We start from the raw sequence: 26,888 nt of genomic DNA on the forward strand, positions 1-26,888 counted from the left end.
CGCCACGAGCCGCGCCTTCGCGCTGCGGCTGCGGCCGAACCAGGATTTTGCCGGCTGCCTCGAAGACTTTTGCCGCGAGCGCGGCATTGCGCGTGCGAAAATCCTTGGCGGCGTCGGCTCGACCATCGGCGCGCGTTTCACCCATGGCGGCGTGACCGAGCCGTTCGCCACCGAACTGGCGGTGACGGCCGGGACGATCGCGCCCAGCCATTCCGGCTCGCTCGAAGCCGCGCTGGATGTGGCCCTGGTCGACTACACCGGCGGCCTCGCCGAAGGCCGCCTGATCCGCGGCGACAATCCCGTGCTGATGACCATGGAGCTGGTGCTGGAGGTGCTGGAGTAGACGCGACCAGCGGCTTTTGGCCGAGCGCGCATGCCACTTTCATGTGGCCAATGTTCCTGATATGTTCTCGTGAGCGAGCACGTGCTGGCTGGAATTGGCAGGGGGGGGGAGTAATGGGTCGGAGAGGCAATCGCACAATCAATCTGCCGGCGCCGTATCTGAGGCGGATCTGGCTCGATCCGTCGCAGGTCCGGGACCGCGACACTTATCCCTTTTGCCTTCCGATCTTCGCCGGTGATTTCGAACTCGGCTTCGACTCCCCGATCACCATCATTGTCGGCGAGAACGGCACCGGTAAGTCCACCATCCTGGAGGGCATTGCCGCACTCGCTGGCTATGACGACGCGGGCGGCGGCAAGGGTTACATGCCAGTCGACCATTCGATGGCACAGGAGAAGATGGGCGGGGCGCTGTCGAAGGTGCTTCGCGCAAGCTGGCTCCCCAAGATCACGAATGGCTGGTTCTTTCGCGCCGAGAGCTTTTTCTCGGTGGCACGCTATCTCGATCAGGCTGCGCGTGAGGCGGGCGCCGCGCCGCCCGATTTCCTGTCCTATTCGCACGGCGAAGGCTTCCTGCGCTTCTTCGAGGAACGCTGCCAACGCCAGGGCATCTTCATTTTCGACGAGCCGGAATCGGCGCTCTCGCCGTCGCGCCAGATCGAATTCCTGAAGCTGCTGCGGAGCATGGAGAACTCGCGGATCTGCCAGGTGATCATGGCCACCCACGCGCCGATGCTGATGGCTTATCCCAATGCGCGGCTGCTGCGGCTCGGCAAATATGGGCTGGAGCCAGTGGCGATAGAGCAGACAGATCATTATCGGCTGATGCGGGAGTTTTGCGCAGATCCTCGAGGCTTCGTGGAAGCGACGCTGGCGGAGTGAGGTCGCTCTCTCCGTCGTCATTGCGAGGAGCTCTTGCGACGAAACAATCCAGACTGTCTCCGCGGGCGGCATTCTGGATTGCTTCGCGAAGCCTGTCATCGGGCCGCGCTTTGCGCGGACCCGTTGGCTCGCAATGACGATGTGTTGAGTAGCGGCATTCTCCACTCTCGTGTCCCGGACGCGCTGCAGCGCGTAAGCGTTGCGGCGCAGAGCCGGGACCCAGAAGGCCACACGGCTCGCTGATGCATGGGCCCCGGCTGTGCAGCCATCACTTCTTGCTGCGCAGCGTGCGGGGCATGAGACTGTCGTTGAAGGCTGGCACAAGCTCTCATCCTCGCGGCGTATTCCGCCCGAGCTTTGCTTCAGTTGCCGCCCTCAAAAGTGCCGAGGGCGCAGGGAAGGCCGGGCGCCGGCTGGCACCCGCGGTCCGCTGTGCGCAAATGCGCAAAAGCAGATGCGCAGCGGCATACAGGGCAGCCAGGACATCCCGGCCTTCCCTGCGCAGTGGCTTTACGGCTTATGTCGCGCTCTCCCCGGGGAGCGATGCACTATTGCCCCCGTCGCTTTGCGGATGACTGATGTTGCGGACCCGGTCGGGCCGCAGCATCACCGCAAGACTTGGCGCACAGACTCCGGGCGCCAGGACCACACGATTTTGCCGTACGCAGGCTGCACCCTTCGTGTGCGCGCGGTGGTCGCTCACGGAGTGACCCGCCCTGCAACTACCTTCGCGCCGCGACGCCGCCCGCGTCCACCGCATCCCAACCCGCGTGTCGTGACGATCGCGATACGCCCCTCGGACCGGGTCGAGACGGACGAAATATGCGATAATTCCGAATTCGTGTAAAGCGAATTATTTGAGGCGCGGACGGTGCGAAGGGATTGACGACGCCCTGGCGTGTTTTGCCCGTCGGGCAACCCAAGCGATCGTGGTCCGCGGTGGTCCCGCCACCGCCGCGCCACGAACTTGTCTCCCCACGGTCCAAATATGCGTTACGATGACCCCCAGCGCGCATCAGTCGCGCAAGGTCAAAGAGACGAGATGAGGACACGACATGAGGGTGACGATCGGTAAGGCGATCGCCGGGGTGGCGGCGCTGGCGGTGGCGGGGATGGCGTTGACGGCGGCTTTCGAGCCGGTTTGGGCGCACGGGCCGACCCGGCAGAAGGTGCGGGAATCCATCGAGATCAACGCGCCGCCGGCCAAGGTCTGGGCGGTGATCGGCAATTTCCAGGACATGAGCTGGCTCGCGCCGGTCACCAAGACCGAGGGCGAGAAGGGCAATGAGATCGGCGCGACGCGGCGGCTGACGCTGACGGGAGGGGCCACCGTCGACGAGGAGCTCTACAAGTTCGACGCCGGCGCGATGACCTATTCCTACCGGATCACTGCCGTCGACGTGAAGGTGCTGCCGGTCAACAACTATTCCTCGACGCTGACGGTGACGCCGAGCGCCGACGGCAAGGGCTCGACGCTGGAATGGGCCGGCGCGTTCTACCGCGGCTTTCCCAACAACGATCCGCCGCCGGAGCTGAGCGATGAGGCCGCGGTCAAGGCGGTGAAGGGGCTGTATCAGGCCGGCCTCGAGGCGCTGAAGAAGAAGATCGAGAGTGGAAGCTGACCGTGCGGGCCCTGGTTCTGGCGGCGCTGGCCGCCAGCATCAGCCTAGCCTCGGCCGAGAAAGCCTCGGCTGAGGAGGCGTTCGTCACCAATCAGCTCAGCGAAAACTTGACGGTCGTGGACCTCGCAACCGCGCGGCCCGTCGCGACCATCGAGATTGGCGGCAAGCCAGCGGGTGTCGCCGTCACCCCGAACGGACGCTTCGCCTATGTGACGAGCCCCGATGCCAAGGCACTTACGGTGGTCGATGCCGCGGCCCGGCGGGTCGTCGGCAAGATCAACGTCGGCGGTGGTCCGCTCGGTGTCGCGGTCGCGCCGGATGGAGCCGTAGTCTATGTTGCCGACTGGTACGCTGCGGCGGTGCGGGTGGTCGATCCGAAGCTGCAGCGCGTAATCGCTGATATTGCGGTCGGCGCCTCGCCGTCGGGCCTCGCGGTGACATCAGACGGGCGGCTCCTGCTCTCGGCAGACCGCGATGGCGACAGCGTCTCGGTCGTGGACACCGCGACGCGCGAGCGGCGGGCCGTCATTAAGGTCGGGGTGCGCCCGTTTGGCATTACCATCGATGCCGAGGGCCGGCGCGCCTACACGGCCAATGTCGGATCGAACGACGTCTCCGTGATCGACATCGCGGAGGCGCGCGAGATCGGCCGGGTGGCCGTGGGGATGCGCCCCTATGCGGTGGCGTTGGCTTTAGGCCGAGGCTTCGTCACCGACCAATATGGCGGCACCGTCAGCGTGTTCGATCTCGCGACGCTGAAGCCCGTCACGCGCATCAACGTCGGCGACTATCCGGAAGGGATCGCCGCGACCGCGGACGGGAAGCGGATCATCGTGGCGAACTGGGAGAGCAACTCGCTCAGCATCATCGATGCGGTGGAGCTGAAGGTGATCGGCGAGGTTAAGGTCGGCGACGGCCCGCGCGCGTTCGGGGCGTTCTTGCGGCGGACGGAGTAGGGGTGAAGCCACCAATCCATTGAGGGCGCCTAGCTTGACGCGGCAAACGCCTGCAATTTCAGGAAGAAGTCCTTCAGAATCGGGTTGCGATCGACGAAGGTCACATAGCGGATCGAATGCCGTCTGCGATCGATGCTCCACGTCATCTGGTCGGTCACGATCGGCGCCGGAATGATCACGCTCGGCGCCCAATCGGGATTCAGGAGCCAGCCGACTGGCGCCATGTCCCAGATTTCCTTCGACCAGCCCAGGTGATCGGATGCGTATTCCTTGAAGCGCATGGCCAGGAACGCGCCGATGCCCCCGTGCGGTTCGACATAGCGCTCGATCTCCGGCACGGTGCTGTGAAGGTGCGAGGTGACGCCCTTGCACGGCACGAGAACGAGAGGCACGCCGCTGTCGAACAGCACCCGGGCTCCGCCGACATCCTGCTTGAGATTGAACTCGATCGTATCAGGCCATTCGAGCGCATGGCCGCCCAGCCACACGACGACGACGCGATCAATGATATCAGGCGCCTTGAGTAGCGCCGAGGCGACGTTGCTGATGGCACCGATGGCAACGATGTAGAGGGGATTGTCAGGCGATCCCGCCCGGGCCCGGGCGACCATGTCATCGACCGCGGGCGCCTCCCGGGCCTGCTTTGCAGGACCGACATACTCGGTGACGCCGCGATGAACCAGACCGTCAGGCGAGATGTTCAGGCGCTCCAGCAGGCGCAGGATTTCCTGATAGCTCAGCTCCATGCCGTGGCCCGGACCGTCCGAGCGTGTGTTGAAGAAAGGGGCAGCGTAGATCGCCTCCACGTCGAAGCGATCCTTCGAGAGCAGCATCTGGACGAGCGCAAACTGATCGTCGATTTCGTTATAGGTGTCGGTGTCGAGCACGACGCGCACCTTGCCGACAGGCGGCGCCAGAAGCCTCAAGCGAGCCGTTTCCGTTATCGCCATCACCGTCTCCCTGGACAGGCCCTGGATTTGAGATCAGGCCTTCGGAATCCGACATAGCATATCCGCAATCTCCTCCATCCGCTCAAACGTGTAATCGGGCCCCTGCGCCCGCAACGCCGCCGGCGCAGCATAGCCCCAGCACACCGCGCCGCAGGCAATACCGACGGCCCGCGCCGCCTCGATGTCGCGGACCTCGTCGCCGATTGCGATCACGCGGCCCGGCTCTACGCCGGCACGCTGGACGACCCGGCGGAATCTCGCGGGCTTGCCGTACAGCGAGGCGGCGCAATCGAAATACGAGAACAGGGCGGCGGCCTCGCCGAGCTTTTCGCGCGCATTGGATTCGCTGTCCGATGTCACCAGCGCGAGCTGAATGCCGCTCCGCGACAGCGCCCCCAGCATCGTCTCGACACCCGCGAACAGCGAAATCTCCGCCGCCGCCTCCGCCTTCAGCTGCCGCGCATGCTGCGCGATCGCCGGCAGTTTCCACACCGGCACTTGAAGGTAGGCGAGGATCTCGCGCGTCGAGGCATGCCGCAGCCCCTCGACATCCTCATCCGCGACGCGGCGGAAGCCGAAGCGGTCGGCGACATCGTTGATGGTGCGCAGGAACCACGGAAAGCTGTCGGCCAGCGTGCCGTCGAGATCGAAGATTGCAAGGGAGTAGGGCATTGCCGCACGAAATATATCGAAGGTAACCTTAGCTAAAATGGAATGTCATCATCAAATTCGACACGTCTCGCTCCTTGCGGCAGCGGGACATTAGTGACAACAAAAAGATTTAGTATGTCAACTCGGTCCATGAACATAACTTGACTGCGCTTAGACGCGTCAAGCCGTTCGCCCAACCAATTCCTGGCGGCCTTAGTAATCTCGCCGCCTGCAACAATGAAGGCATGGTCTACCAAGACGCGGCGGCTAGTCTCTGGGTCAAAAATTTCGTGACCAAGCATCATCGTAACTTGGTTGAAAATTTCTCCAACGTTCGCCGTACCATTTTTGCTCATCGCGGCCGCATCAAGCTTATCGCGTTTCACTTGTAGGCCGAAGTACAGGACATGTTGTGTCGGCAGAGTGTAGCGCATCCAGATGTCTTTACCGTATTCGAGCGACTTGTCTCGATGGCCAACAGCGGTAACCCGATGAAAGCCGAGCTGGCGAAACAACGGTAGCAAAACCTCGCCAATCAGTTCGTCTTCGGAGGCCTTGTCGAGAAACGCCGTCAGCAGTTCACGCCGCTTGAGTTCATTTTTTGAAAGAGGACGGTGAGGATTGACGGTCGGGGCTGCGACAGTTCCGGTTCCGATGTGCCGGAGATAGCATTTTTGATCGGTGGCATAGAATGCCTCGAAACCCTCCCGGGCTAGCGACACATTTAATTTGGATAGAGCCGCAGAGCGATCAGGATCGCCATCTGTCGCATCTGCGACGTCCATCAACGTGGCAATGACCCGACAAAACGTAGCAGGCGGAGTCAGTGCGTCTGGATGCGGCTCGCTCAAAATCTCTTCGAGGACGCCTGACACCCATGCGGCGCGCGTCGATCCACCGTGAGCGAAATCGGTGTCGGCGTCGCGGAAGAATCGAGTGATGTAACTGCTGCTACGGTAGACGAAGGGCGCACCCTCACCATTGCCGCAGATCATGTCGGCGATTTCGTCGAGAGTGCGCTGCCTCCATTTCATTTGTCTTATCGCACTACTCCGCCGCCTCGCTCGTGCTCCTCCGCTTCGGCTTCCGCGCCTTCTTCAGCACCGGCTCCAAAAACTTGCCAGTGTAGCTCCGCGGTGCCTTGGCGATGTCTTCGGGCGGGCCCCAGGCGACGATTTCGCCGCCGCCGTCGCCGCCCTCGGGGCCGAGGTCGATGACCCAGTCTGCCGTCTTGATGACTTCGAGATTGTGCTCGATGACGACGACCGTGTTGCCTTGCGCGACCAGCTCGTGCAGCACTTCGAGCAATTTCTTGACGTCGTGGAAGTGCAGGCCGGTGGTCGGCTCGTCCAGGATGTAGAGTGTGCGGCCAGTGGCGCGCTTCGAAAGCTCTTTTGCCAGCTTGACGCGCTGCGCCTCGCCGCCGGAGAGCGTGGTGGCCTGCTGGCCGACATGGATGTAGTCCAAGCCGACGCGGTGCAGCGTGTTGAAAGTTTCGCGGACGCGCGGGACGGCCTTGAAGAACTCGGCGGCTTCCTCGACGGTCATGTCGAGGACGTCGGCGATGCTCTTGCCCTTGAACAGGACCTCCAGCGTCTCGCGGTTGTAGCGCTTGCCCTTGCAGACGTCGCAGGTGACGTAGACGTCGGGCAGGAAGTGCATCTCGATCTTGATGACGCCGTCGCCCTGGCAGGCCTCGCAGCGGCCACCCTTGACGTTGAAGGAGAAGCGGCCCGGTTCGTAGCCGCGCGCCTTGGCTTCGGGCAGGCCGGCAAACCACTCGCGGATCGGCGTGAAGGCGCCGGTATAGGTCGCGGGGTTGGAGCGCGGGGTGCGGCCGATCGGCGACTGGTCGATGTCGATGATCTTGTCGATGTGCTCCAGGCCCTCGATGCGGTCGTGCGGGGCGGCGCCTTCGCTCGCGCCGTTCAGCTTGCGCGCGATGGCGCGGTAGAGCGTGTCGATCAGCAGCGTCGACTTGCCGCCGCCGGAGACGCCGGTGACGCAGGTGAACAGGCCGAGCGGGATCTCCGCGGTGACGCTCTTGAGGTTATTGCCGCGCGCGTTCACCACCTTGATGGTGCGGCGATGGTTCGGCGGACGCCGGTCCGGCACCTCGACCTCGAGCTCGCCGGTGAGATATTTGCCGGTCAGCGATTTCGGATTGCGCATGATCTCGGCGGGCGTGCCTTCGGCGACGATATTGCCGCCATGCATGCCGGCGCCGGGCCCGATGTCGAGGACATAGTCGGCAAGCCGAATGGCGTCCTCGTCATGCTCGACCACGACCACGGTGTTGCCGAGGTCGCGCAGGCGCTTCAGCGTATCGAGCAGGCGCGCATTGTCGCGCTGGTGCAGGCCGATCGAGGGCTCGTCCAGCACGTAGAGCACGCCGGTCAGACCCGAGCCGATCTGCGAGGCCAGGCGGATGCGCTGGCTCTCGCCGCCGGACAGCGTGCCGGAGGAGCGGGACAGGGTGAGATAGTTGAGCCCGACGTCGAGCAGGAAGGTGAGGCGCTCGCGGATCTCCTTGAGGATGCGGCTCGCGATCTCCTTCTGCTGCGTGTTCAGCGCCTCCGGCACGCCCTCGAACCATTCGCCGGCGCGCTTCACCGACAGCTCGGAGATCTCGCCGATATGCTTGCCACCGACCTTGACGCAGAGCGCCTCCGGCTTCAGCCGAAAGCCCTTGCAGGCCTCGCAGGGGACGTCGTGGAAATACTTCGCCAGCTCCTCGCGCGCCCATTCGCTCTCGGTCTCGCGATAGCGGCGGTTGATGTTGGTGATGACGCCCTCGAACGGCTTCTTGGTGTCGTAGGAGCGGACGCCGTCTTCATAGGAGAACTTGATCTCGTCCTCGCCGGAGCCGTAGAGGATCGCGTTCTGCGTCTTTTTGGCGAGATCCTTCCACTTGGTGTCGAGCGTGAACTTGTAGTGCTTGCCGAGCGCAGTCAGCGTTTGCACGTAATAGGGCGATGACGACTTGGCCCAGGGCGCGATCGCGCCCTTGCGCAACGTCATCTCCTTGTCGGGGATGACGAGATCCTCGTCCACATGCTGCTCGACGCCGAGGCCGCCGCAGGCCGGGCAGGCGCCATAGGGGTTGTTGAAGGAGAACAGCCGCGGCTCGATCTCGGGAATGGTGAAGCCGGAGACCGGGCAGGCGAACTTTTCCGAGAACAGGATGCGCTCGGGGCCGCTCTTGTCGTGGATCTTTGCGGTCTTCTTTTTCTCCTCCGCAGGTGCGGCCGCGGGCGCGTCGGCGAACTCGACGACGGCAAGGCCTTCGGCGAGCTTCAGCGCGGTCTCAAAACTTTCGGCGAGGCGCTGGCCGATGTCCGCGCGCACCACGATACGGTCGACCACGACGTCGATGTCGTGCGGGAATTTCTTGTCGAGGCTCGGCGCCTCCGCGAGCTCGTAGAAGGTGCCGTCGATCTTGACGCGCTGAAAGCCCTTCTTGAGCCATTCGGCGAGCTCCTTCTTGTACTCGCCCTTGCGGCCGCGCACGACCGGGGCAAGCAGATAGAGCCGGGTGCCTTCGGGCAGCGCCAGCACGCGGTCGACCATCTGCGACACGGTTTGGCTCTCGATCGGCAGGCCCGTGGCGGGCGAATAGGGCACGCCGACGCGCGCCCAGAGCAGGCGCATATAGTCGTAGATCTCGGTCACCGTGCCGACGGTGGAGCGCGGGTTCTTCGACGTCGTCTTCTGCTCGATCGAGATGGCTGGCGACAGGCCGTCGATCTGGTCGACGTCCGGCTTCTGCATCATCTCCAGGAACTGGCGCGCATAGGCCGACAGCGACTCGACGTAGCGGCGCTGGCCTTCGGCATAGATCGTGTCGAAGGCGAGCGAGGATTTGCCCGAGCCAGACAGACCGGTGAACACCACGAGCTTGTCACGGGGAATCTCGACGTCGATGTTCTTGAGGTTGTGCTCGCGCGCGCCACGGATCGTAATTGCGCGCAGGCTCGAGCCCGCGTTCTGTTGTTGGCGCTTCGCCTTGATCACTTCATCCATCCTGGTGGTCCCCAAGAAAATCCCAGAGAGAAAACCGCGAAGAGAAAACCCAAAGGGTGCGCGGTCGCGCCCGCGTTGAGGCGCGCTTCGCCCGGAACCGGGATCGGCGCCGATGGGTATGGCAGCGAACGTAGGAAGAACGGGGGCGGATTTCCAGTGCGACTTGCGAATCGTCAACGGATTGTTGGCGCGCTGGCGGCACGTGGCAGTAGCAAGCCTTGCAGCGACTGCGCCCGGAACAGCCGAAGGGCCGGCACGCGGCCGGCCCTTCGTTCGCATTTGGATGCGGATCGCCTGATCCGCACATGAGCAGGACTTGGAGGAGTTCCTGTCGGATCAGTATTTGGCGACCAGGGGGCCGCCCCAGCGGTAGTTGACGCGGATCACGCCGACGTCGATGTCCTGGCCGATCCGGTCGGTGCGCGCGAGCAGGCCGCCGGCCAGGGTCGCGAAGTCGGCGTTGTGATGGCCCAGGAACACGTGCTCGTACTCGCCGCCGACCGACCAGTTCTCGGCGAAGCCGTACTCGACGCCAATGCCTACCGTATAGCCCCAGCGGGTCTGGTTGACGCTGTTGAACGCCAGCGCCGGAAGCCCGGGCGCGAAGGTCTCGTATTTGTCGTGCGCCACGGCGGCGCCAGCCTTGCCGTAGAACAGCAGGCTGTTCACGGCGTAGCCGAGCTGGCCGGTGAAGAGGCCGAAGGCATCGATCTTGGTCCGGTTCGTCAGCGCCGGCAGCGCGACGCTGGCATTGCTGCCATTGCTGCCCTTGAAGTCGGCCCAGTTGCCCTGACCCTCCACTCCGAACACCCAGTGCGCCTTCTGCCAGCGATAGCCGATCTGTCCGCCAACCGTGCCGCCGCTCGCATTGTGGCAGCCTTCGCCCTCGGCCGGATCGATCGTGACGCCGAGTGCGTTGGTGATGCCCCAGCAGGCGTGCGCGAGGCCGCCGCCGCCGTTGATGCCGACATAGACGCCGGTCCAATCATAGGCGAGCACGGGGGCCACCGGCGCCTTGGTGAAGGGCGGCAGATCGGCGGCACTGGCCGGCGCCAGCGCGCCGAGTGCGAACAAGCTGACCGACGAGGCCAGCACCACAGTCTTCATTTCAATTCCCCAACTGACCGGACGCGATCGCGGGTAGGCAAGGGCGAGCCCATGCGCACCGCACTCTCGACTCCATGACGGTTGGGCGCGATGCCCTGCGAAAACAAAAAGGCCGGCGCGAGGCCGGCCTTTCGTAACGCGATGGCGTTGGGGCGAAGCTTAGTACTTCGCGACCACCGGGCCGCCGAAGTGATAGTTCACGCCGACCTGCACGGTGTGGAAGTTGAGCGTACCCGTGGGCAGGGTGCCGGAGAAATAGGTCTCGCCGCCGAGGCTGCGATAGAGGTACTCGCCCTTGACTGACCACTGCGGCGCGAAGAACGCCTCGACGCCCGCGCCGACGGTCCAGCCCGAGTGCCACTTGCTGTCCGACACGGTGACCCCGAGTGCGGAGAGGCTGATCTTGTTGTCGATCCAGGCGTAACCGCCGGTGCCGTAGAACAGGACCTGATTGACGGCCCAGCCGATGCGGCCGCGCACGGTGCCCATCGCGTCGGTCTTGGAGCTCACGGTGATTCCCAGCGCCGTTGCCGAAGCGTCGACGTCAGCCCAGGTGCCATCAGCCTCGAGGCCGAACACAACGTTGCCGGTCTGCCAGTTGTAGCCGGCGGTGCCGCCGACGAAGCCGCCCTTCATCTTCGGGTCGGTCGAGGCGTTTTCCCAGGCGCCGCCGCCGACGATACCGAGGTAGAAGCCGGTCCAGTTGTAGACCGCTGCCGGAGCCACCGGAGCCTTGGTGTAGGGGCGTGCTGCGAGATCAGCAGCCGTGGCGGGAGCGAACGCGCCGAGTGCGAACAAACAGGCCGAAGCCAACAAAATCTTCTTCATCTTCAACTTAATCCCAGTCCCAGTTTTCTGCTTTTGCCTTCCGTGCGATGGGAAGGACATCGGACGCTGTGGTCCAACTGCTGTCGGCTTACACCAGCAAAGCCGCAAGTTGTGTACCCCAAATGCCACAACAGACGTCAAAACGAGTCCACAATACTGACCTATTGTTCCGATTCGCTGCGCACAGCTCCTTGGAATGCTCCAGGCAGCAAAAAGGCCGGCGCGAGGCCGGCCTTGAAGCACGATGGATCATCGAGCGATGTCAGTACTTTGAGATCGCCGGGCCGCCCCAGCGGTAGTTCACGCGAACGAGTCCCATGTCGACATCCTGGCTGATGCGTTCGGTTTGGACGAAGACCCCACCGAAGGTGAAGTCGTTATTGCGAGTACCCAGGAAGAGATGATCATACTCGACACCGACCGACCAGTTGGGTGCGAAGCCGAACTCCAGGCCCGCACCAACGGTGCCGCCCCAGCGGGTCTCGCGGGCCGACCCGAAGATAGTGCCCACGCCTACAAAGCCGGGCGCTACGATCAGGTCGTACTTGTCTCCGACCACCGCTCCGCCGCCCTTCACGTAGAAGAGGACGTTGTTCCAGGCGTAACCGACCTGGCCTGTGATCAGGCCGAAAGAGTTGATCCGGGTTCGGTTCTGCTGCAAAGGCGCAGTTGGGCTGATGTTATCGCCCGTGAAGTCAGCCCAGTTGCCCTGGCCCTCGATACCGAACACCCAGTTGGCCGACTGCCAGCGATAGCCAATTTGGCCACCGACCGTGCCCCCCGTCGCGTTATGGCAGCCATCGGTAATCAGCGCGCCGCCGACGCCAACAAAGTCCCAGCACTTGCGGGCCGAGCCGCCACCGCCGTTGATGCCGATGTAGAAGCCGCTCCAATCGTAGACCGCGGCGACCGCGGGCGGCGGCGCCTTCACGTAAGGACGCGCCGCGAGATCCGCCGCGCTCGCGGGAGCCGACAGGCCCAGGGCCACAACTCCGATTGCACCCACCAAAATCTTATTCATTGCAGTCTCCCCAGTTTCTCCCGCTTCTTGAAATCCCCGAAGCGGTCAATCAGGCGCGACGCCCATATGAACTAATTCCGAGGCCAACCGTAGCTTAAGGCCGCACCAGAGTCCGTCTCCGAAATGCAACAGTCGCAGAGGAACGAAGGGTTCCATAAGTTAATGAATGTTAAGTGGTTTTCCCGTTGGCGGGAACCCGAGAAAGTTCCATCTGGCTCTGCCATTTTCTCGACGCATCCTTGTCATTCGGCCGTCTTATTCCGCTTGGGTTCGTCGAGGAACAAATCTGGAACAAAGTCGATGTTGGTGCTATATGTGGGGATAAGTTGGGCGATGACGGGCTGACCGGCGCCTGCAAGCGTATAGGGTCGCCTCGACAGGGGCGGATGGCGCGTCTTGCGGGAACGCGCGGCCTTTCGAAATTCAGTGACATTTGGAGTGGAGAGCGGAGATGGCGGGAAGCATCAACAAGGTCATTCTGGTCGGAAATCTCGGCAAGGATCCGGAAATCCGCCGCACCCAGGACGGGCGTCCGATCGCGAATCTGTCGGTGGCGACCTCGGAAACCTGGCGGGACAAGGCGACCGGCGAGCGCAAGGAGAAGACCGAGTGGCACCGCGTGGTGATCTTCAATGAAGGTCTCGCCAAGGTCGCCGAGCAGTATCTGAAGAAGGGCTCGAAGGTTTACGTCGAAGGCGCGCTCCAGACCCGCAAATGGACCGACCAGAGCGGAGCGGAGAAATACTCCACCGAGGTCGTGCTCCAGGGCTTCAACTCGAATCTCACCATGCTCGACGGCCGTGGCGGCGGGGGAGGCGGCAGCTTCGGCGAGGAGCCGGGCGGCGACTTCGGCTCCAGCGGTCCCATCAGCAGCGCACCGCGTCGTCCGGTGGCCGCCGGCGGCGGCCGCAACAGCGACATGGACGACGATATCCCGTTCTGAGGCGCAAAGGGTACGTCTCGCATCTCGGATGCAGCTGCTCGCATGGAACGACAGGATTCCTTACCAATCGTTGGATAAAGCTTGGCTTTTCCGGGCCTGCTTCATGCTGCATCCTGAGCTTTTGACGGGGCGCGATGTGAATGGTATTAACATAATGTTAATCCTGTTCACATAGCGATTCCTCCAGCCCGGAGAACGCCCGCATGAGCCTCGCGCCGCTGCTTGAGGCCGCCCCGGCCATTCCGCTGCATGCCTTCGCAGCCATGACCGCTTTCGTGCTTGGCCTCGTTCAGTTCGCGGCCCCCAAGGGCACGCTGCCGCATCGGACGGTCGGCTGGATCTGGGTGATCCTGATGGCCGCCGTGGCGGCGTCCTCGTTCTGGATCCACCAGATCCGCTTGGTCGGCCCGTTCAGCCCGATCCATCTCTTGTCGATCTTCACGCTGGTGGTGCTGCCGCTCGCAGTCTGGCGCGCGCATACCCATCGGGTGGCCGATCACCGGCGGATGATGATCTTCATCTTCGCCGGCGCGCTGGTGGTGGCGGGCGTGTTCACGCTGGTGCCCGGGCGCATCATGCACCGCGTGATTTTCGGGTCCTGACAGGCGGTTTCAGGCCGCTCTCTCCGACTGGTCCAGAGACGGTGGTTCAGAGCGCGTAAGTCTCTGGAAAAACAGTCGGAAAAAGCGCTCCCGAGCGCCCTGCGAGGGTGGTTATCGGCCCCCCGATGCGCTATATGATTCCCAGACAAAACCTCACCGGATTTCCCCTTGGCTGACGACGACAACAAGCCCGGCGACCAGCCGGCGCAACCCTCGGACATTCGCCCCGTTTCCATCTACGAGGAGATGAAGAAGTCCTATCTCGATTACGCCATGAGCGTGATCGTGGCGCGTGCGCTGCCCGATGCGCGCGACGGGTTGAAGCCGGTGCATCGCCGCATCCTGTTCGCGATGAACAATCGCGGCGATACTCCGGACAAGAAGCACAAGAAGTCCGCCGGTGCCGTCGGCGAGGTCATGGGTAAGTACCACCCGCATGGCGACCAGGCGATCTACGACGCGCTGGTGCGCATGGCGCAGGACTTTTCGATGCGCGCGCCGCTGATCGACGGGCAGGGCAATTTCGGCTCGGTCGACGGCGATCCGCCGGCGGCGATGCGCTACACCGAGTCCCGCCTGACCAAGATCGCGCTGAAGCTGCTCGAGGACATCGACGACGACACGGTCGATTTCCAGGACAACTACGACGGCTCCGAGAGGGAGCCGGTGGTGCTGCCGGCCAGGTTCCCGAACCTGCTGGTCAACGGCGCCGGCGGCATCGCGGTCGGCATGGCCACCAATATCCCGCCGCACAATCTCGGCGAGGTGATCGACGCCTGCGTGGCGCTGATCGACAATCCCTCGCTCACCATCGACGAGCTAATCAACATCATCCCGGGCCCGGACTTTCCGACCGGTGGCATCATCCTCGGACGCCAGGGCATCCGCAGCGCCTATCATCTCGGCCGTGGCTCCATCGTGATGCGCGGCAAGGTCGAGTTCGAGACGATCCGGAAAGAACGTGAGGCGATCATCATCACCGAGATTCCGTATCAGGTGAACAAGGCGACGATGGTCGAACGCATCGCCGAGCTCTATAAGGAGAAGAAGATCGAGGGCATCTCCGATCTGCGCGACGAGTCCGACCGCGACGGCTATCGCGTCGTGGTCGAGCTCAAGCGCGATGCCATGCCCGACGTCGTGCTGAATCAGCTCTACAAGTTCACGCCGTTGCAGACCACTTTTGGCGTTAACGCTGTCGCGCTCGACTCCGGCCGTCCGCAGACGATGAACCTGAAGGACATGCTGACGATCTTCGTCGGCTTCCGCGAGCAGGTCGTCACCCGGCGTACCAAGTACAGGCTGCGCAAGGCGCGCGAACGCGCGCATGAGCAGGTCGGCCTTGCGATCGCGGTCGCCAATATCGACGAGATTATCCGTGTGATCCGGACCTCACCCACGCCGGCTGCCGCGCGCGAGACGTTGATGACGCGGGACTGGCCCGCGCGCGACGTCGAGGACATCATCACGCTGATCGACGATCCCCGCCACCGCATCAACGCGGACGGTACGATCCGCCTGTCGATGGAGCAGGCAAGGGCCATCCTGGAATTGCGCCTGGCACGCCTCACCGCGCTCGGCCGGGACGAAATCGGCGACGAGCTCTCCAAGCTTGCCGGCGAGATCGGCGACTATCTCGAGATTCTGCGTTCGCGCGCCCGTATCCTCGACATCATCAAGACCGAGCTCGCCGAGGTGAAGGCGGAGTTCGCCACTCCGCGCCGCACCGTGATCATGGAGCAGGAAGGCGAGGTCGAGGACGAGGACCTGATTCAGCGCGAGGACATGGTCGTCACCGTGTCGCACGCCGGCTACGTCAAGCGCGTGCCGCTGTCGGCCTATCGGGCGCAGCGCCGCGGCGGCAAGGGCCGCGCCGGCATGCAGACCCGCGACGAGGATTTTGTCAGCCGGCTGTTCGTGGCTTCCACGCACACGCCGGTGCTGTTCTTCTCGTCGCGTGGCCAGGTCTACAAGGAAAAAGTCTGGCGCCTGCCGATGGCCGCGCCCAACGCGCGTGGCAAGGCGCTGATCAACATCCTGCCGCTGGAGCAGGGCGAGCGTATCACCACCATCATGCCGCTGCCGGAGGATGAATCCACCTGGGGCCAGCTCGACGTGATGTTCGCCACCACCGGCGGCAACGTCCGCCGCAACAAGCTGTCCGACTTCGTCGACGTCCGCCGCTCCGGCATCATTGCGATGAAGCTCGACGACAATGAAGCGATCGTCGACGTGCAGATCTGCACCGAGCGCGATGACGTGCTGCTCACCGCCGCCGGCGGCCAGTGCATCCGCTTCCCCGTCACCGACGTGCGCGTGTTCACCGGGCGCACCTCGATGGGCGTGCGCGGCATCGCGCTCGCGGAGGGAGACAAAGTGATCTCGCTGGCGATCCTGCGCCATGTCGAGACGAGCTCGGACGAACGCTCGACATACCTTAAGATGCGCCGCGCGGTGGCCGGCGAGGGCGTGGTCGAGGAGACGGCAGCCGATGCCGAGGCCGAGGAGGCGTCCGGCAGCTTCCAGCTCCCGCAGGAGCGCTATGTTGAGATGTCGGCGCAGGAGCAGGTGGTGCTCACCGTCTCCGTCAACGGTTATGGCAAGCGGACCTCGTCCTACGAGTACCGTACCACCGGCCGCGGCGGCAAAGGCATCGTCGCCATGAGCGTCAACAACCGCAACGGCAATCTGGTGGCCTCATTCCCGGTGGAAGAGGCCGATCAGATCATGCTGGTCACCGACAAGGGCCAGCTCATCCGCTGCCCGGTCGAGGGCATCCGCATCGCCGGACGCTCGACGCAGGGCGTGATCGTGTTCGACACCGCCGAGGACGAGCACGTGGTCTCGGTCGAGCACATTACGGAAGAGACCGAGAACGGCAACGGTAACGGCGAGAACGGGAACGGCAACGGGGTCTAGCCTGGCCGCGAAGCCGGCAAAGTTGCCTCGCAACGCAGGTTGGAGATGAATTCTCCGATCTGCGCGATGGCCGCATGGGCTTCCGGCAGTACCGGGACGAAGAGCTGGAAGACGTGCGGCATGCGCGGCCAGACCTCCAGCCGGCTCCACGGATTACCCTGTTTCAGCTTGTCGGCCATTCGGACAGCGTCATCCCGCAGGATCTCATCGCTGCCGACGTGCATCAGCACCGGCGGAAGTCCGGACGCGTCGCCATAGAGCGGCGATACATAGGGGCTGCACGGGTTGGCGCCTGCGAGATAGCAGCGCACGAATTCCGGAATATCATGCACGTTCATCATCGGATCTGACGCGGCATTCTCGGTCAACGAGGGCGCGGTAAGCGCCAGATCGGTCCAGGGTGACATGGCAACCCCGGCGGCAGGAAGCGGCTTGCGCTCGTCACGCAGCCTCATGAGAAGGCACAAGGCCAAGCCTCCGCCGGCTGAATCACCCATCACGAACAGTTCGCCGGGGGCGCTCGTTTCGTTGGCGAGCCAGAGAAAACCGGCAACAGCATCGTCCAGCGCGGCGGGAAATGGATGTTCGGGTGCGAGGCGATATTCAAGCGCCCAGACCGTCGACCTGGTCGCATTGGCAATGCGCCAGGTGAAATGGCGATAGTAGATCGGCGCGCCCGAAATATAGGCCCCGCCATGGAGATAGAGCAGGTTGCGCCCCGGCCGCGACGCCGGCGTGGCGATCCGGTGTAGCGTGAGGTGGCCGGTCCGTACGACCCTCGTCTCGGTGCCGGCTGGCGGATGTGGCACCCATCGTTCCATGCGATGCATGTTCGCCCGCCACGTCCCGACGTCGAATGGCTGACGGTGCCGTTTCAGGAAAATGCGGACGCCGAGGCGCAGCATTTCGGCGCGCAGGCTCATCGTGCGTCCTCTTGCTCCATTCGCTTGGGCCTTACGGCCTGAATGCGGCTGTCTTCGGGAAATGCAGGCGCTCGGGTCCGCCGGATTCGGTGCCGACCAGCAAACCGTCCTCGATCTCGACGATGCGATCCGCAAAAGGAATGACCCGGGGATCGTGGGTGACGACGAGCACGGCACGCTCGCGCTGATGTGCTGTGTCCGCCAGAATCCGCATGATGGTTCGCCCGTTGTTGCCATCGAGGGCAGCAGTTGGCTCGTCGGCGAGAATCACGGAGGGATTGGCGACAAAGGCTCGCGCAATCGCGACCCTCTGCTGTTCACCGCCGCTGAGCTCACCTGGCAGCGTATCGGCCTTCTGCTCCAGGCCGACCATACTCAGCGCCTTGCGTGCCTCTTTCTTGGCTTTCCGCCCATGCTCGCCACGAATGTCGACCGCGAGCCGTACGTTCTGCGCAGCCGTCAAGGTTGGAAACAGATGATAGGACTGGAACACAAAACCGATATGGTCGCGCCTGATCTTAGCCAGTCCCTCCTTGTCGACACCAGAGGTGGGCGTGCCGCACACCGTGAGGATGCCTGAGCTTGGCGCCAGCATGCATCCGAGAACGAGCAGCAGGGTCGTCTTGCCGCTGCCGGACGGTCCCATCAGCAGCGTGAGCTCGCCGCGCCGCAGCGCCAGGTCCACGCCGCGCAGCGCCTGCACCTCCCCGGCGCCGCGGCCCAGCGTTTTCTTGATTGCAGTGGCCTCGATGATGGTTTCGCTCATCGCATGAACACCGTTGCAGGATCGATACGCACCACACGCACGATTGCGCCGATCGCCGATGCCACGCACATGACGACCGTCAGCACAAACAGAGCTGCAATCAGCCAGGGCGTGATGACGATCGGCAACGCGCTCTTGGCAGTCATCTCAACGACGACGGCGCCAATCGCCGTCGCAATGACGAAGCCGATGACCGCATTGAGGAGCGCCTGATAGATGATGACCCTGTAGATATATCCATTCGACGACCCCATTGCGCGCAGGGTGGCGAATTCGCTGAGGTGATCCTTGGTGCTCGAATAGAGGGTTTGCGCGACGATGACGGTGCCGACGATCACTCCGAGCAATGCTCCGGCAAACAGTGCAGCGCCAGCGCCCGTCCCGAACAGCCAGAACGAGCGGCTACGGCTGCGGAATTCATCTGTCGTAAGCACCTCGTGCTCGCCAACCTGGGCCCGGACGGCCGCAAGGACTGTGTCGCGATCGGCGTCGGGCTTGAGGCGAACCAGGAGATTGCTGGCGCGATCGGGAAAGGCTCCAGTGTAGGTGCGGGCGTTTTTAAGGTCCACGAAGATATAGGGTGTCGTGGTGAAGGAGCGGATGCCGTCGGTCAAGGCCACGACCTTCACGCGGCGGCCGCGGATCTCGGCCGTCGATCCGACTTTTGAGACGCCGAGGCGATCGTAGTAGGAGCGGTCGACGACCACGGCTCCATTTTGCGACAGCGCGCGGACGTTGCCCTCGACCACGTTCCACGGCCCCAGGCTTCCATCACGCAAATCGGCGCCGACAACAAAAACGGGTGTCATCTCGCCGCTCTCGAGGCGCCAGTCCGAGAAGCCGATGACCAGCGGGACCACAGAGGCGACGCCATCGACGGACGCGACCTTGTCGCGCAGCTTCGCATCCAGCAGCGAGGGGTCCTCAAAGCATTTCGCTCCCTTCGGCAACACCCAGAGATCGGCTGACGCATGGTCGATCATTGTCGTCACCATGCGACCGAAGCCCAGGAACAGGCCCATCTGGATCATCACCAGCACGACCGAAAAGACGATTCCGACGAGCGTCGCGATAAAGCGCAGGCGATCGTGGAAGAGATTGCGGGACGCGAGCGTCGGGGCCAGTGACATGGACGTTCCGTCATCGAGGTTGATCTGAGATAGCACCGTTGCCCGGGAGTCCAGGATGCCGGTGGACCAGCAGCCTCACGCTCGCGGTCAGGAGTCCGCTTGCGGCCCAGCTTAGAACCAGCGCCGCGATAAGTACGAACGTGGCCTTGCCGACGGCATTCAGGCTCGTGCCGAGCAGGGCATATTGCAGCCACAGCACAAACGGGTAATGCGTGAGGTAGATGCCGTAGGCATTGGCCGAAAGACTGTCGAGGAGCGTCGAACGGCGCCGCAACAATGCCAGCGAACTTGCCACGAAAGCGATTACGCCTGTTGCGCACGCAAAGGGAAAGGCGAAGGCCGCGGCGAGGCGGTATGCCGGCGGGCTGGCGTTCCAGTCTGGCATCGTCAGCGAGGTCAGCCCGCCCCATACCGCAAAGCAGCCGAATGCTGCCGCAACCCAGGCTGGCCAATGGCGCGCGAGTGGGCCGTCGGCGCGGAAAACACTGCGATCATAGCCGTAGACGCCGATGGCAGATCCCGCGGAGAAATAGAGGAGATAGTGCAGCGGGCGGCTTAGCTGGAAAGACAATGGGCCGAAAGAGGTCCATTCCCAGGGCGTAAAGATCATCGCCAGCGGGACATAGGCCAGCCCCGACAGACTTGTCAGGCCTGCAAAGAAGAGCAGCGGACGATCGTCGCACCTGGCGACGATCAGCCTCGCGGCCCGTGGCCATGACGGCACGAGTTCATGCAGTGCAGCGGCCAGTCCGCTGAGCAACAGAAGCTGCCACAAGAACCATTGCGGGCCCGAGGGCCACATCGGCAAAGCGCGCCAGTGCTGCCAAAACGCCGCAGGCGATGGGTCGGTCGCGGTCGTCAGATACGACGCGTAATATGCCAACGGACTGAGAAGGGCGACCGCGAGCACGAAGGGCAATCCAATTCGCCACCACCGCTCCGCGAGATAGGCGGCGGCGCCCTTGCGGATGACGCCTTGCGGGGTGAACAGGCCCGCCAAAAGGAACATCAGGGACATCAAGCTGATGTCTTGCCATGCGCAGAACAGGTCCAGCCCGAACCAGCGCTCGCGGTCGATGATCGGAAACGCGATCCACCGATAAGGCGGCGCGTCGAAGGCGAACGGGTGCGGCGGTTGCGAGGCGAGGTAGGGAAGGGCCGAATGGAAGGCGACCACGATCAGGATGACGACAGCGCGCAAGTTGCTGAATGTGACGTTGGCGCCCATGGCGGAGCATCAGCCGAGGATTTGGTCTCGCCAGAATCAACTGAAAGGCGGTCCACCTTGTTCCAAATTCGGCACGGAGCATTTTCAGCAACCGATCCGCGGCGGACGCTGTTTTGCTGAAGCCCGCACCTCCGGCACTCGGCGCGCCGGGGGGCTCGTGGGTCCAGATCTTGCCGCAACAGGTGCCAGCATAGCGTTGCTGCGCAGGGCGCGCATTGTCGTTGCTGCGGACGAGCAACGCGTCGGCTAGATCTCCAGCTCGGTCCCGAACTCCACAACCTGCCTCGTCGGCACGCCGAAGAACGCGGCCGAGCGTTCTGCGTTGCGCTGGAGGAAGGCGAACAGGCCTTCACGCCAGACCCACATGCCCGGAATGTCCTCGCGCGGGATGATGGTCTCGCGGCCGACATAGTAGGTGATGTTGGAGAGGTCGATGCCGGGCAGCTTGCCCTGGCGGCAGGCCAGCTGCAGGCCCTCATAGATCGTCGGGTTTTGCATGAAGCCGTAATGCAGGACCACGCGGGTGATGCCGGTGATGATCTCGATCACCTCGGCGCGCTCCTCGTCGGCGATGTGCGGGGATTCCTCGATCAGTACGGTAACGAGGACGATGCGCTCGTGCAGGACGTGGTTGTGGTTGACGAATTGCGTCAGCGCCAGCGGCACGCCGTTCGGCACCGACGCCAGGAATACCGCGGTGCCGGGCAGCCGCGCGCTGCACTTGTTGACCGCGGTCTCGATCAGGTCCTCCTCGGGCTGGCGCAGCTTGCCGCGCGCTGCCTCGACCAGCTTCACGCCGCTGCGCCAGGTCAGCATCAGGAAGGCGACGAGGCCGGCGAGCAGCAGCGGAAACCAGCCGCCCTCGAACAGCTTGATCGAATTGGCCGAGAAGAAGATCACGTCGATGACGAAGAAGAAACCGTTGACCGCGATCACGAGCCACGGCGAATAGCCCCACTGGATCGCGACGAGAGCGGCGAGCAGGGTGGTGATCGCCATCAAGAGCGACACCGCGATGCCATAGGCGCCGGCCAGCGCGTCCGAGGTGCCGAAGCTCAGGACAGCGCCGAGGGTTGCGGCGGCGAGCAGCCAGTTCACCAGCGGCACGTAAATCTGGCCCATCGCATGGCTCGTGGTGTGGCGGATCTGCATGCGCGGCAGAAAGCCGAGTTGAATCGACTGCTGGGTCAGCGAGAACACGCCGGAAATGATCGCCTGCGAGGCGATCACGGTCGCGACGGCAGAGAACGCAACGAGCGCATAGTGCAGGGCGTCGGGGCAGAGCTGGAAGAACGGATTGTCGATCATGCCGGGGTCGGTGATCAGGAGTGCGGCCTGGCCGAAATAGTTCAGCACCAGCGCGGGCAGGCAGATCGCGAACCAGGCGAACCGGATCGGGAAGCGGCCGAAATGGCCCATGTCGGCGTACATGGCCTCGCCGCCAGTCACGGCGAGGAAGGCCGCGCCGAGGATCGCGAAGGAGACGTGGAAATCCTGGTGGATCAGGAATTCGAAGGCATAGAGCGGGCTGAGCGCGGCGAGCACCGCGGGGGCCTTGACGATGCCGTGGATGCCGAGCGCTGCGAGCACGACGAACCAGGCCAGCATGACCGGGCCGAAGATGCGGCCGATGAAGCCGGTGCCCTGCTTCTGCATCATGAACAGACCGACCAGGATGGCGATGGTCACGGGCACCACGACAGGCGCCAGCGAGGGCGCGTCGACCTTGAGGCCTTCGATGGCGCTGAGCACGGAGATCGCAGGCGTGATCGCACCGTCGCCATAGAGCAGAGCTGCGCCAATGAGGCCGACGACCAGGAGCTGGGCGCGCCAGGTGCCGGGCTGCGCGTTGCGGGCATGCAGCAGCGCCAGCAGCGCGACGATGCCGCCTTCGCCGCGATTGTCCGCGCGCAGGATCAGCAGCGCATATTTCAGCGAGATGATCAGCAGCAGCGCCCAGAGGATGAGCGAGGCGACCCCCAGGACAGCTTCGGGGGACACGGTGCCGCCATGGGCGGCCGCCTTGGCGGCTTCCCTCAGTGCGTAAAGGGGGCTGGTGCCGATATCGCCGTAGACTACCCCGAGGGCGCCCATGGTCATGGCAAGCGGCAGCGGATCGGGATGGTGGCCGGAAGCGACTGCGGGCGTACTGGACAACGGCGACCCCCAATAGGATCGCGCCCGACGGGCCATTCCGAGGGACGCGATCGTTACGCAGTCTGCGACGAGACGTCGCAAATATCCACGAGATTTATATGGGGGTTTATGTGACGCGAAGCTGCCAGACCGCCTACGGGGTGCGGTCGGCGGTCACCAGCCGGGCCTCGCGGACGTCAGCCTTGGTGCCGGCGCGGCGCAGGCAGGAGGCTTCGAAATTCGGCCAGGCCTGCTGCGAGCAATCCTTGCCGATGGTGCGGATGTCGAGCCTGTCGCTCTTGGCGAGCGGCTGAGGCACGCTGGCTTCGACGGTCGGCGCGAAGCCGGGCAGGATGGTAAGGGCTGCGGCAACACACGCAGCGATTGCAATCGCTGAAAGAGCCTTGATCATCGACGGTCCCCTGTGATGCGGCCGCTGCGCCTTGTCTGCGGCCCGTCATTCGTTGGGTGGTTTAGTAACCATGGCCAGTTTCCGGACGTCTTCACGGACACCGAAAATGGTTTCGTTCGCGATCCGTTTTGTTTCGTGGCCGCCCTCAGGACGAAACAAACGGGCCAGTGCCGACAGGACCGGCGTGAGATTTTGCGGGAAACGGATAGGGAACCCGTCCGGCTTGCCGGGCAGGGCCGGGCGCGGTAGGACGGGTCATGCCGCGCATCGCTTTCTATCCAGGTTCCTTCGACCCGATCACCAACGGCCATCTGGACGTCGTCCGGCACGCCGTTCCGCTGTGCGATAGGCTCGTTGTCGCGATCGGCGTGCATCCCGGCAAGAAGCCGCTGTTCTCGACCGAGGAGCGGCTCAAGATGCTGCACGACGTCTGCGATCCGGTGGCGGCCCAGGCCGGCTGCGTTCTCGAGACGGCGACGTTCGACGATCTTTCGGTGACCGCAGCGCGCAAGCACCGTGCGACCATCATGATTCGGGGCCTGCGCGACGGCACCGACCTCGACTATGAGATGCAGCTCGCCGGCATGAACGAGGCCATGGCGCCGGAGGTGCATACGGTTTTCCTGCCCGCCTCGCCCATGGTCCGCCCGATCACCGCCACACTGGTGCGCCAGATCGCCGGCATGGGCGGAGACGTCTCGGCCTTCGTACCGCCGCTGGTTGCGGCACAGCTCAAGGCAAAGTTCGCCGGCTGACGGCGCGCGTTCCATCTCACCTGATCCGGAGTTTTCATGATCCGTATTCTCGCAATTCTTGCCGCGCTCGTATTCGCGGTGCCGGCGGTGGCGCAGCAATTGCCGGCGGGGCTGGACAAGGCCAATGCCATCGTCATCGACACCACCAAGGGCCGCATCGTCATCAAGCTCCGGACCGATCTTGCGCCCCAGCATGCCGAGCGCATCAAGCAGCTCGCGCGCGAAGGCTTCTACAACAACGTGCCGTTCCATCGCGTGATGGACGGCTTCATGGCGCAGACCGGCGACGGCCAGAATTTCAACGGCACCGGCGGCTCGAAATATCCGAACCTGAAGCAGGAATTCTCCAAGGTGCATTTTGCACGCGGCATCGTTGGGATGGCGCGGCGCGGCGACAGCGTCGACAGCGCCAATTCGCAGTTCTTCATCATGTTCGCGGACGGCGGCAGCCTCGACGGCCAGTACACCGTGGTCGGTGAGGTCGTGCAGGGCATGGACGTCGTCGACAAGTTGAAGAAGGCCTCGCCCGGATCGGCGAGCGGCACCGTCACCGACCCCGACAAGATGGTGAAGGTGCAGGTCGCTTCCGACATCAAGTAGGAGACGCGATGGCGCGCCGCGGCGAAAAGCTCCTGCTGGTTGCCGCGGCGCTTCTGCTTGGCCTATCCGGCGCGGCCGCGCAAACGCCGCCTGACCGGGTCGATACCATCCGCGACGTCTTCGTGCGGCTGCGCAGCTGCTGGAGACCGCCGCCGCCCGCCAAGGCTCGCCCCATCGACATCACCGTCGTGGTGAGCTTTAACCGGTCCGGCGACATTCTGGGCCATCCAAGGATTACCTACGAATCCGCGGAGGCCTCCGACAACGACCGGCTGCAATACCGGATCGCGGTGATGGAGGCATTGCAACGCTGCACGCCGATGCCATTTACCGATGCGATGGCTGGCGCCGCGGCGGGGCGTCCATTCGCGGTTCAGTTCCGCAACCGGAAGACTTCACCCCCAACTCAAGAGAGACGAGCATGAGCGTCACCGAAAACACCCTGATCCTCGAAACCACACAGGGCCCCGTCACCATCGAGATGCGGCCCGACCTTGCGCCGAACCATGTTGCGCGCATCAAGGAGCTGGTGCGGGAAGGCTTCTACGACGGCATCGTCTTCCATCGCGTGATCGACGGCTTCATGGCCCAGACCGGCTGCCCGCACGGCACCGGTACTGGCGGCTCGGGTAAGAAGCTGAAGGCCGAGTTCAACAAGGAGCCACATGTGCGCGGCACCGCCTCGATGGCCCGCGCCGCCAACCCCGATTCCGCTGACAGCCAGTTCTTCATCTGCTTCGACGACGCCCGCTTCCTCGATAACCAGTACACTGTGTGGGGCAACGTCACCGAGGGGATGGAGAACGTCGACAAGATCAAGCGCGGCGAGCCCGTGCAGAACCCCGACAAGATCGTCAAGGCGCGGATGGCGGCGGACGCGGAGTAACCACGCGTCGTCATTCCGGGGCGCACGCAAGTGCGAACCCGGAATCTCGCGCCACAATCTCGGGATTCCGGATCGCCGCGCTTGAAGCGTGGCGTCCGGAATGACGGTGGTGGTGAGGCAGGAATGCGCACCGATCTCTTTGACTTCGACCTGCCGCCCGAGCGCATCGCGTTGCGCCCGGCAAGCCCGCGCGACTCCGCGAAGATGCTGGTCGTGGAGAATGGGGTGCTGCGCGATCAGTTCATCTCCGATCTGCCGCAATGGCTGAAGCCCGGTGACCAGCTCGTCGTCAACGACACCAAGGTGATCGCGGCTCAGCTGAGGGGCCGCCGTATCGGACGCGAGACCGAGCCGAAGATCGACGCGACGCTGATCAAGCGCCTCGACGGCTCGCGCTGGCAGGCGCTGGTCAAGCCGGCCAAGAAGCTCGTCGCCGGCGACCGCATCCGCTTCGGCAATGAGGGCAAGGTCTGCCTGCTCGGCCATCTCGATGCCGAGGTGGAAGCCAAGGGCGTGGAGGGCGAAGTGACGTTGTCGTTCTCGTTCCATGGCCCGACGCTCGACCAGGCGATATCGGATCTCGGCAGCCCGCCGCTGCCGCCCTACATCGCCTCGAAACGCACGCCGGACGATCAGGACGCGGCCGACTACCAGACGATGTTTGCAGCGAATGAAGGCGCCGTTGCAGCCCCGACGGCGGGTCTGCATTTCACCCCGGCGCTGGAGCAGGCCCTGCATGACTGCGGCATTGGCATCAACCGCGTCACACTGCATGTCGGGGCGGGGACCTTCCTGCCGGTCAAGGTGGAGGACACCGAAGGCCACAGGATGCATGCGGAGTGGGGGACGATCTCGGCCGAGACTGCGGATGCGTTGAACGCCGCGCAAAACGCCGGCGGCCGCATCATTGCCGTCGGCACGACGTCATTGCGACTGCTTGAGAGTGCCGCCGATGAGGACGGCACGATCGAGCCGTTCGCGGCTGATACGTCCATCTTCATCACGCCCGGCTATCGCTTCCGTGCTGTCGATGTTCTGCTGACCAACTTCCACCTGCCGCGCTCGACGCTGTTCATGCTGGTCTCGGCCTTCGCGGGCCTGGAGACGATGAAGCAGGCCTACGCGCACGCGATTGCGGAAGGCTATCGGTTCTATTCGTATGGGGATGCGTGCCTGCTGTTTCGGGCGGGCGAGTAGGCTTGGCAG

The 26,888-nt window shown here is 63.9% G+C and carries 24 protein-coding genes and 1 pseudogene; 12 read left to right on the forward strand and 13 right to left on the reverse strand.

Annotated features, from left to right (window positions below):
• The 4 genes and pseudogenes from AYJ54_RS53275 to AYJ54_RS43235 form a co-directional block, all read left to right on the forward strand.
• Positions 1-343 (forward strand): annotated as a pseudogene (locus tag AYJ54_RS53275) (PCC domain-containing protein); the annotation flags it as partial.
• Positions 344-456: 113 nt separating this feature from the next.
• Entirely contained in the window at positions 457-1,224 is a 768-nt protein-coding gene (locus tag AYJ54_RS43225) for an AAA family ATPase (protein WP_063708581.1), read from the forward strand.
• A gap of 1,055 nt (positions 1,225-2,279) precedes the next feature.
• Positions 2,280-2,846 (forward strand): SRPBCC family protein, encoded by a 567-nt coding sequence (locus tag AYJ54_RS43230; RefSeq protein ID WP_063708582.1) that lies wholly within the window; start codon positions 2,280-2,282, stop codon positions 2,844-2,846.
• Positions 2,847-2,848: 2 nt separating this feature from the next.
• Positions 2,849-3,802, forward strand: coding sequence for a YVTN family beta-propeller repeat protein (locus AYJ54_RS43235; protein WP_063708583.1), 954 nt, complete (start codon positions 2,849-2,851; stop codon positions 3,800-3,802).
• A gap of 29 nt (positions 3,803-3,831) precedes the next feature.
• Here the strand turns inward: AYJ54_RS43235 and AYJ54_RS43240 are convergent, their stop codons facing one another.
• From AYJ54_RS43240 to AYJ54_RS43270, 7 genes are all read right to left on the reverse strand, one after another.
• Positions 3,832-4,752: a nucleoside hydrolase gene (locus tag AYJ54_RS43240; RefSeq protein ID WP_063708584.1), complete on the reverse strand. Its 921-nt coding sequence runs from the start codon at positions 4,750-4,752 to the stop codon at positions 3,832-3,834.
• Positions 4,753-4,785: 33 nt separating this feature from the next.
• Positions 4,786-5,424 carry an HAD-IA family hydrolase gene (locus AYJ54_RS43245; RefSeq protein ID WP_063708585.1) on the reverse strand — a complete coding sequence of 213 codons (639 nt, stop codon included), beginning with the start codon at positions 5,422-5,424 and terminating at the stop codon, positions 4,786-4,788.
• A 32-nt stretch (positions 5,425-5,456) separates the two neighbouring features.
• Positions 5,457-6,437, reverse strand: coding sequence for a hypothetical protein (locus tag AYJ54_RS43250; RefSeq protein ID WP_063708586.1), 981 nt, complete (start codon positions 6,435-6,437; stop codon positions 5,457-5,459).
• Between the two features lie 13 nt (positions 6,438-6,450).
• Positions 6,451-9,426: an excinuclease ABC subunit UvrA gene (gene uvrA, locus AYJ54_RS43255; protein ID WP_063708587.1), complete on the reverse strand. Its 2,976-nt coding sequence runs from the start codon at positions 9,424-9,426 to the stop codon at positions 6,451-6,453.
• A 336-nt stretch (positions 9,427-9,762) separates the two neighbouring features.
• On the reverse strand, positions 9,763-10,533 hold the full coding sequence (locus AYJ54_RS43260; protein WP_063708588.1) for an outer membrane protein: 771 nt from the start codon (positions 10,531-10,533) through the stop codon (positions 9,763-9,765).
• Positions 10,534-10,692: 159 nt separating this feature from the next.
• Positions 10,693-11,361 (reverse strand): outer membrane protein, encoded by a 669-nt coding sequence (locus AYJ54_RS43265; RefSeq protein WP_063708589.1) that lies wholly within the window; start codon positions 11,359-11,361, stop codon positions 10,693-10,695.
• Between the two features lie 262 nt (positions 11,362-11,623).
• Complete coding sequence (locus AYJ54_RS43270; protein ID WP_063708590.1) at positions 11,624-12,382, reverse strand: outer membrane protein; 759 nt, start codon at positions 12,380-12,382, stop codon at positions 11,624-11,626.
• Between the two features lie 451 nt (positions 12,383-12,833).
• Here AYJ54_RS43270 and AYJ54_RS43275 point away from each other — a divergent pair, with 451 nt between their 5' ends.
• The 3 genes from AYJ54_RS43275 to gyrA all read left to right on the forward strand — a co-directional run bounded on the left by AYJ54_RS43275 (position 12,834) and on the right by gyrA (position 16,846).
• Entirely contained in the window at positions 12,834-13,325 is a 492-nt protein-coding gene (locus AYJ54_RS43275) for a single-stranded DNA-binding protein (RefSeq protein ID WP_063708591.1), read from the forward strand.
• A 203-nt stretch (positions 13,326-13,528) separates the two neighbouring features.
• Positions 13,529-13,927: a DUF2306 domain-containing protein gene (locus AYJ54_RS43280; RefSeq protein ID WP_063708592.1), complete on the forward strand. Its 399-nt coding sequence runs from the start codon at positions 13,529-13,531 to the stop codon at positions 13,925-13,927.
• A 168-nt stretch (positions 13,928-14,095) separates the two neighbouring features.
• Positions 14,096-16,846: a DNA gyrase subunit A gene (gyrA, locus tag AYJ54_RS43285; RefSeq protein WP_063708593.1), complete on the forward strand. Its 2,751-nt coding sequence runs from the start codon at positions 14,096-14,098 to the stop codon at positions 16,844-16,846.
• Here the strand turns inward: gyrA and AYJ54_RS43290 are convergent.
• The 6 genes from AYJ54_RS43290 to AYJ54_RS43315 form a co-directional block, all read right to left on the reverse strand.
• Positions 16,843-17,769 carry an alpha/beta hydrolase gene (locus AYJ54_RS43290; protein ID WP_063708594.1) on the reverse strand — a complete coding sequence of 309 codons (927 nt, stop codon included), beginning with the start codon at positions 17,767-17,769 and terminating at the stop codon, positions 16,843-16,845. The genes gyrA and AYJ54_RS43290 overlap by 4 nt on opposite strands.
• 31 nt (positions 17,770-17,800) lie before the next feature.
• Positions 17,801-18,535, reverse strand: a complete 735-nt coding sequence (locus tag AYJ54_RS43295; protein WP_063708595.1) for an ABC transporter ATP-binding protein — start codon at positions 18,533-18,535, stop codon at positions 17,801-17,803.
• Positions 18,532-19,665 carry an ABC transporter permease gene (locus AYJ54_RS43300; RefSeq protein WP_063708596.1) on the reverse strand — a complete coding sequence of 378 codons (1,134 nt, stop codon included), beginning with the start codon at positions 19,663-19,665 and terminating at the stop codon, positions 18,532-18,534. Before AYJ54_RS43300 ends, AYJ54_RS43295 begins: the two co-directional genes overlap by 4 nt.
• Positions 19,666-19,675: 10 nt before the next feature.
• A complete protein-coding gene (locus AYJ54_RS43305) occupies positions 19,676-20,893 on the reverse strand; it encodes an acyltransferase family protein (protein WP_063708597.1) in 1,218 nt (405 codons plus the stop codon).
• 246 nt (positions 20,894-21,139) lie between these two features.
• On the reverse strand, positions 21,140-22,993 hold the full coding sequence (locus AYJ54_RS43310; RefSeq protein ID WP_063708615.1) for a potassium transporter Kup: 1,854 nt from the start codon (positions 22,991-22,993) through the stop codon (positions 21,140-21,142).
• Between the two features lie 190 nt (positions 22,994-23,183).
• Positions 23,184-23,441, reverse strand: a complete 258-nt coding sequence (locus AYJ54_RS43315; RefSeq protein ID WP_063708598.1) for a hypothetical protein — start codon at positions 23,439-23,441, stop codon at positions 23,184-23,186.
• Between the two features lie 257 nt (positions 23,442-23,698).
• Here AYJ54_RS43315 and coaD point away from each other — a divergent pair, with 257 nt between their 5' ends.
• From coaD to queA, 5 genes are all read left to right on the forward strand, one after another.
• The gene (gene coaD, locus AYJ54_RS43320) at positions 23,699-24,196 is read left to right on the forward strand and encodes a pantetheine-phosphate adenylyltransferase (RefSeq protein WP_063708599.1); all 498 of its coding nucleotides are present in this window, start codon (positions 23,699-23,701) and stop codon (positions 24,194-24,196) included.
• Between the two features lie 36 nt (positions 24,197-24,232).
• Positions 24,233-24,796, forward strand: coding sequence for a peptidylprolyl isomerase (locus AYJ54_RS43325; RefSeq protein WP_063708600.1), 564 nt, complete (start codon positions 24,233-24,235; stop codon positions 24,794-24,796).
• Positions 24,797-24,804: 8 nt separating this feature from the next.
• Positions 24,805-25,221, forward strand: a complete 417-nt coding sequence (locus AYJ54_RS43330) for a hypothetical protein (protein ID WP_063708601.1) — start codon at positions 24,805-24,807, stop codon at positions 25,219-25,221.
• Positions 25,218-25,682, forward strand: a complete 465-nt coding sequence (locus tag AYJ54_RS43335) for a peptidylprolyl isomerase (RefSeq protein ID WP_063708602.1) — start codon at positions 25,218-25,220, stop codon at positions 25,680-25,682. The genes AYJ54_RS43330 and AYJ54_RS43335 overlap by 4 nt, the downstream gene beginning before the upstream one ends.
• 123 nt (positions 25,683-25,805) lie before the next feature.
• On the forward strand, positions 25,806-26,879 hold the full coding sequence (queA, locus tag AYJ54_RS43340; RefSeq protein WP_063708603.1) for a tRNA preQ1(34) S-adenosylmethionine ribosyltransferase-isomerase QueA: 1,074 nt from the start codon (positions 25,806-25,808) through the stop codon (positions 26,877-26,879).
• Positions 26,880-26,888 lie beyond the last annotated feature (9 nt).

Origin of the sequence: Bradyrhizobium centrolobii (genome assembly GCF_001641635.1) — a bacterium.
Lineage (GTDB): Bacteria > Pseudomonadota > Alphaproteobacteria > Rhizobiales > Xanthobacteraceae > Bradyrhizobium > Bradyrhizobium centrolobii.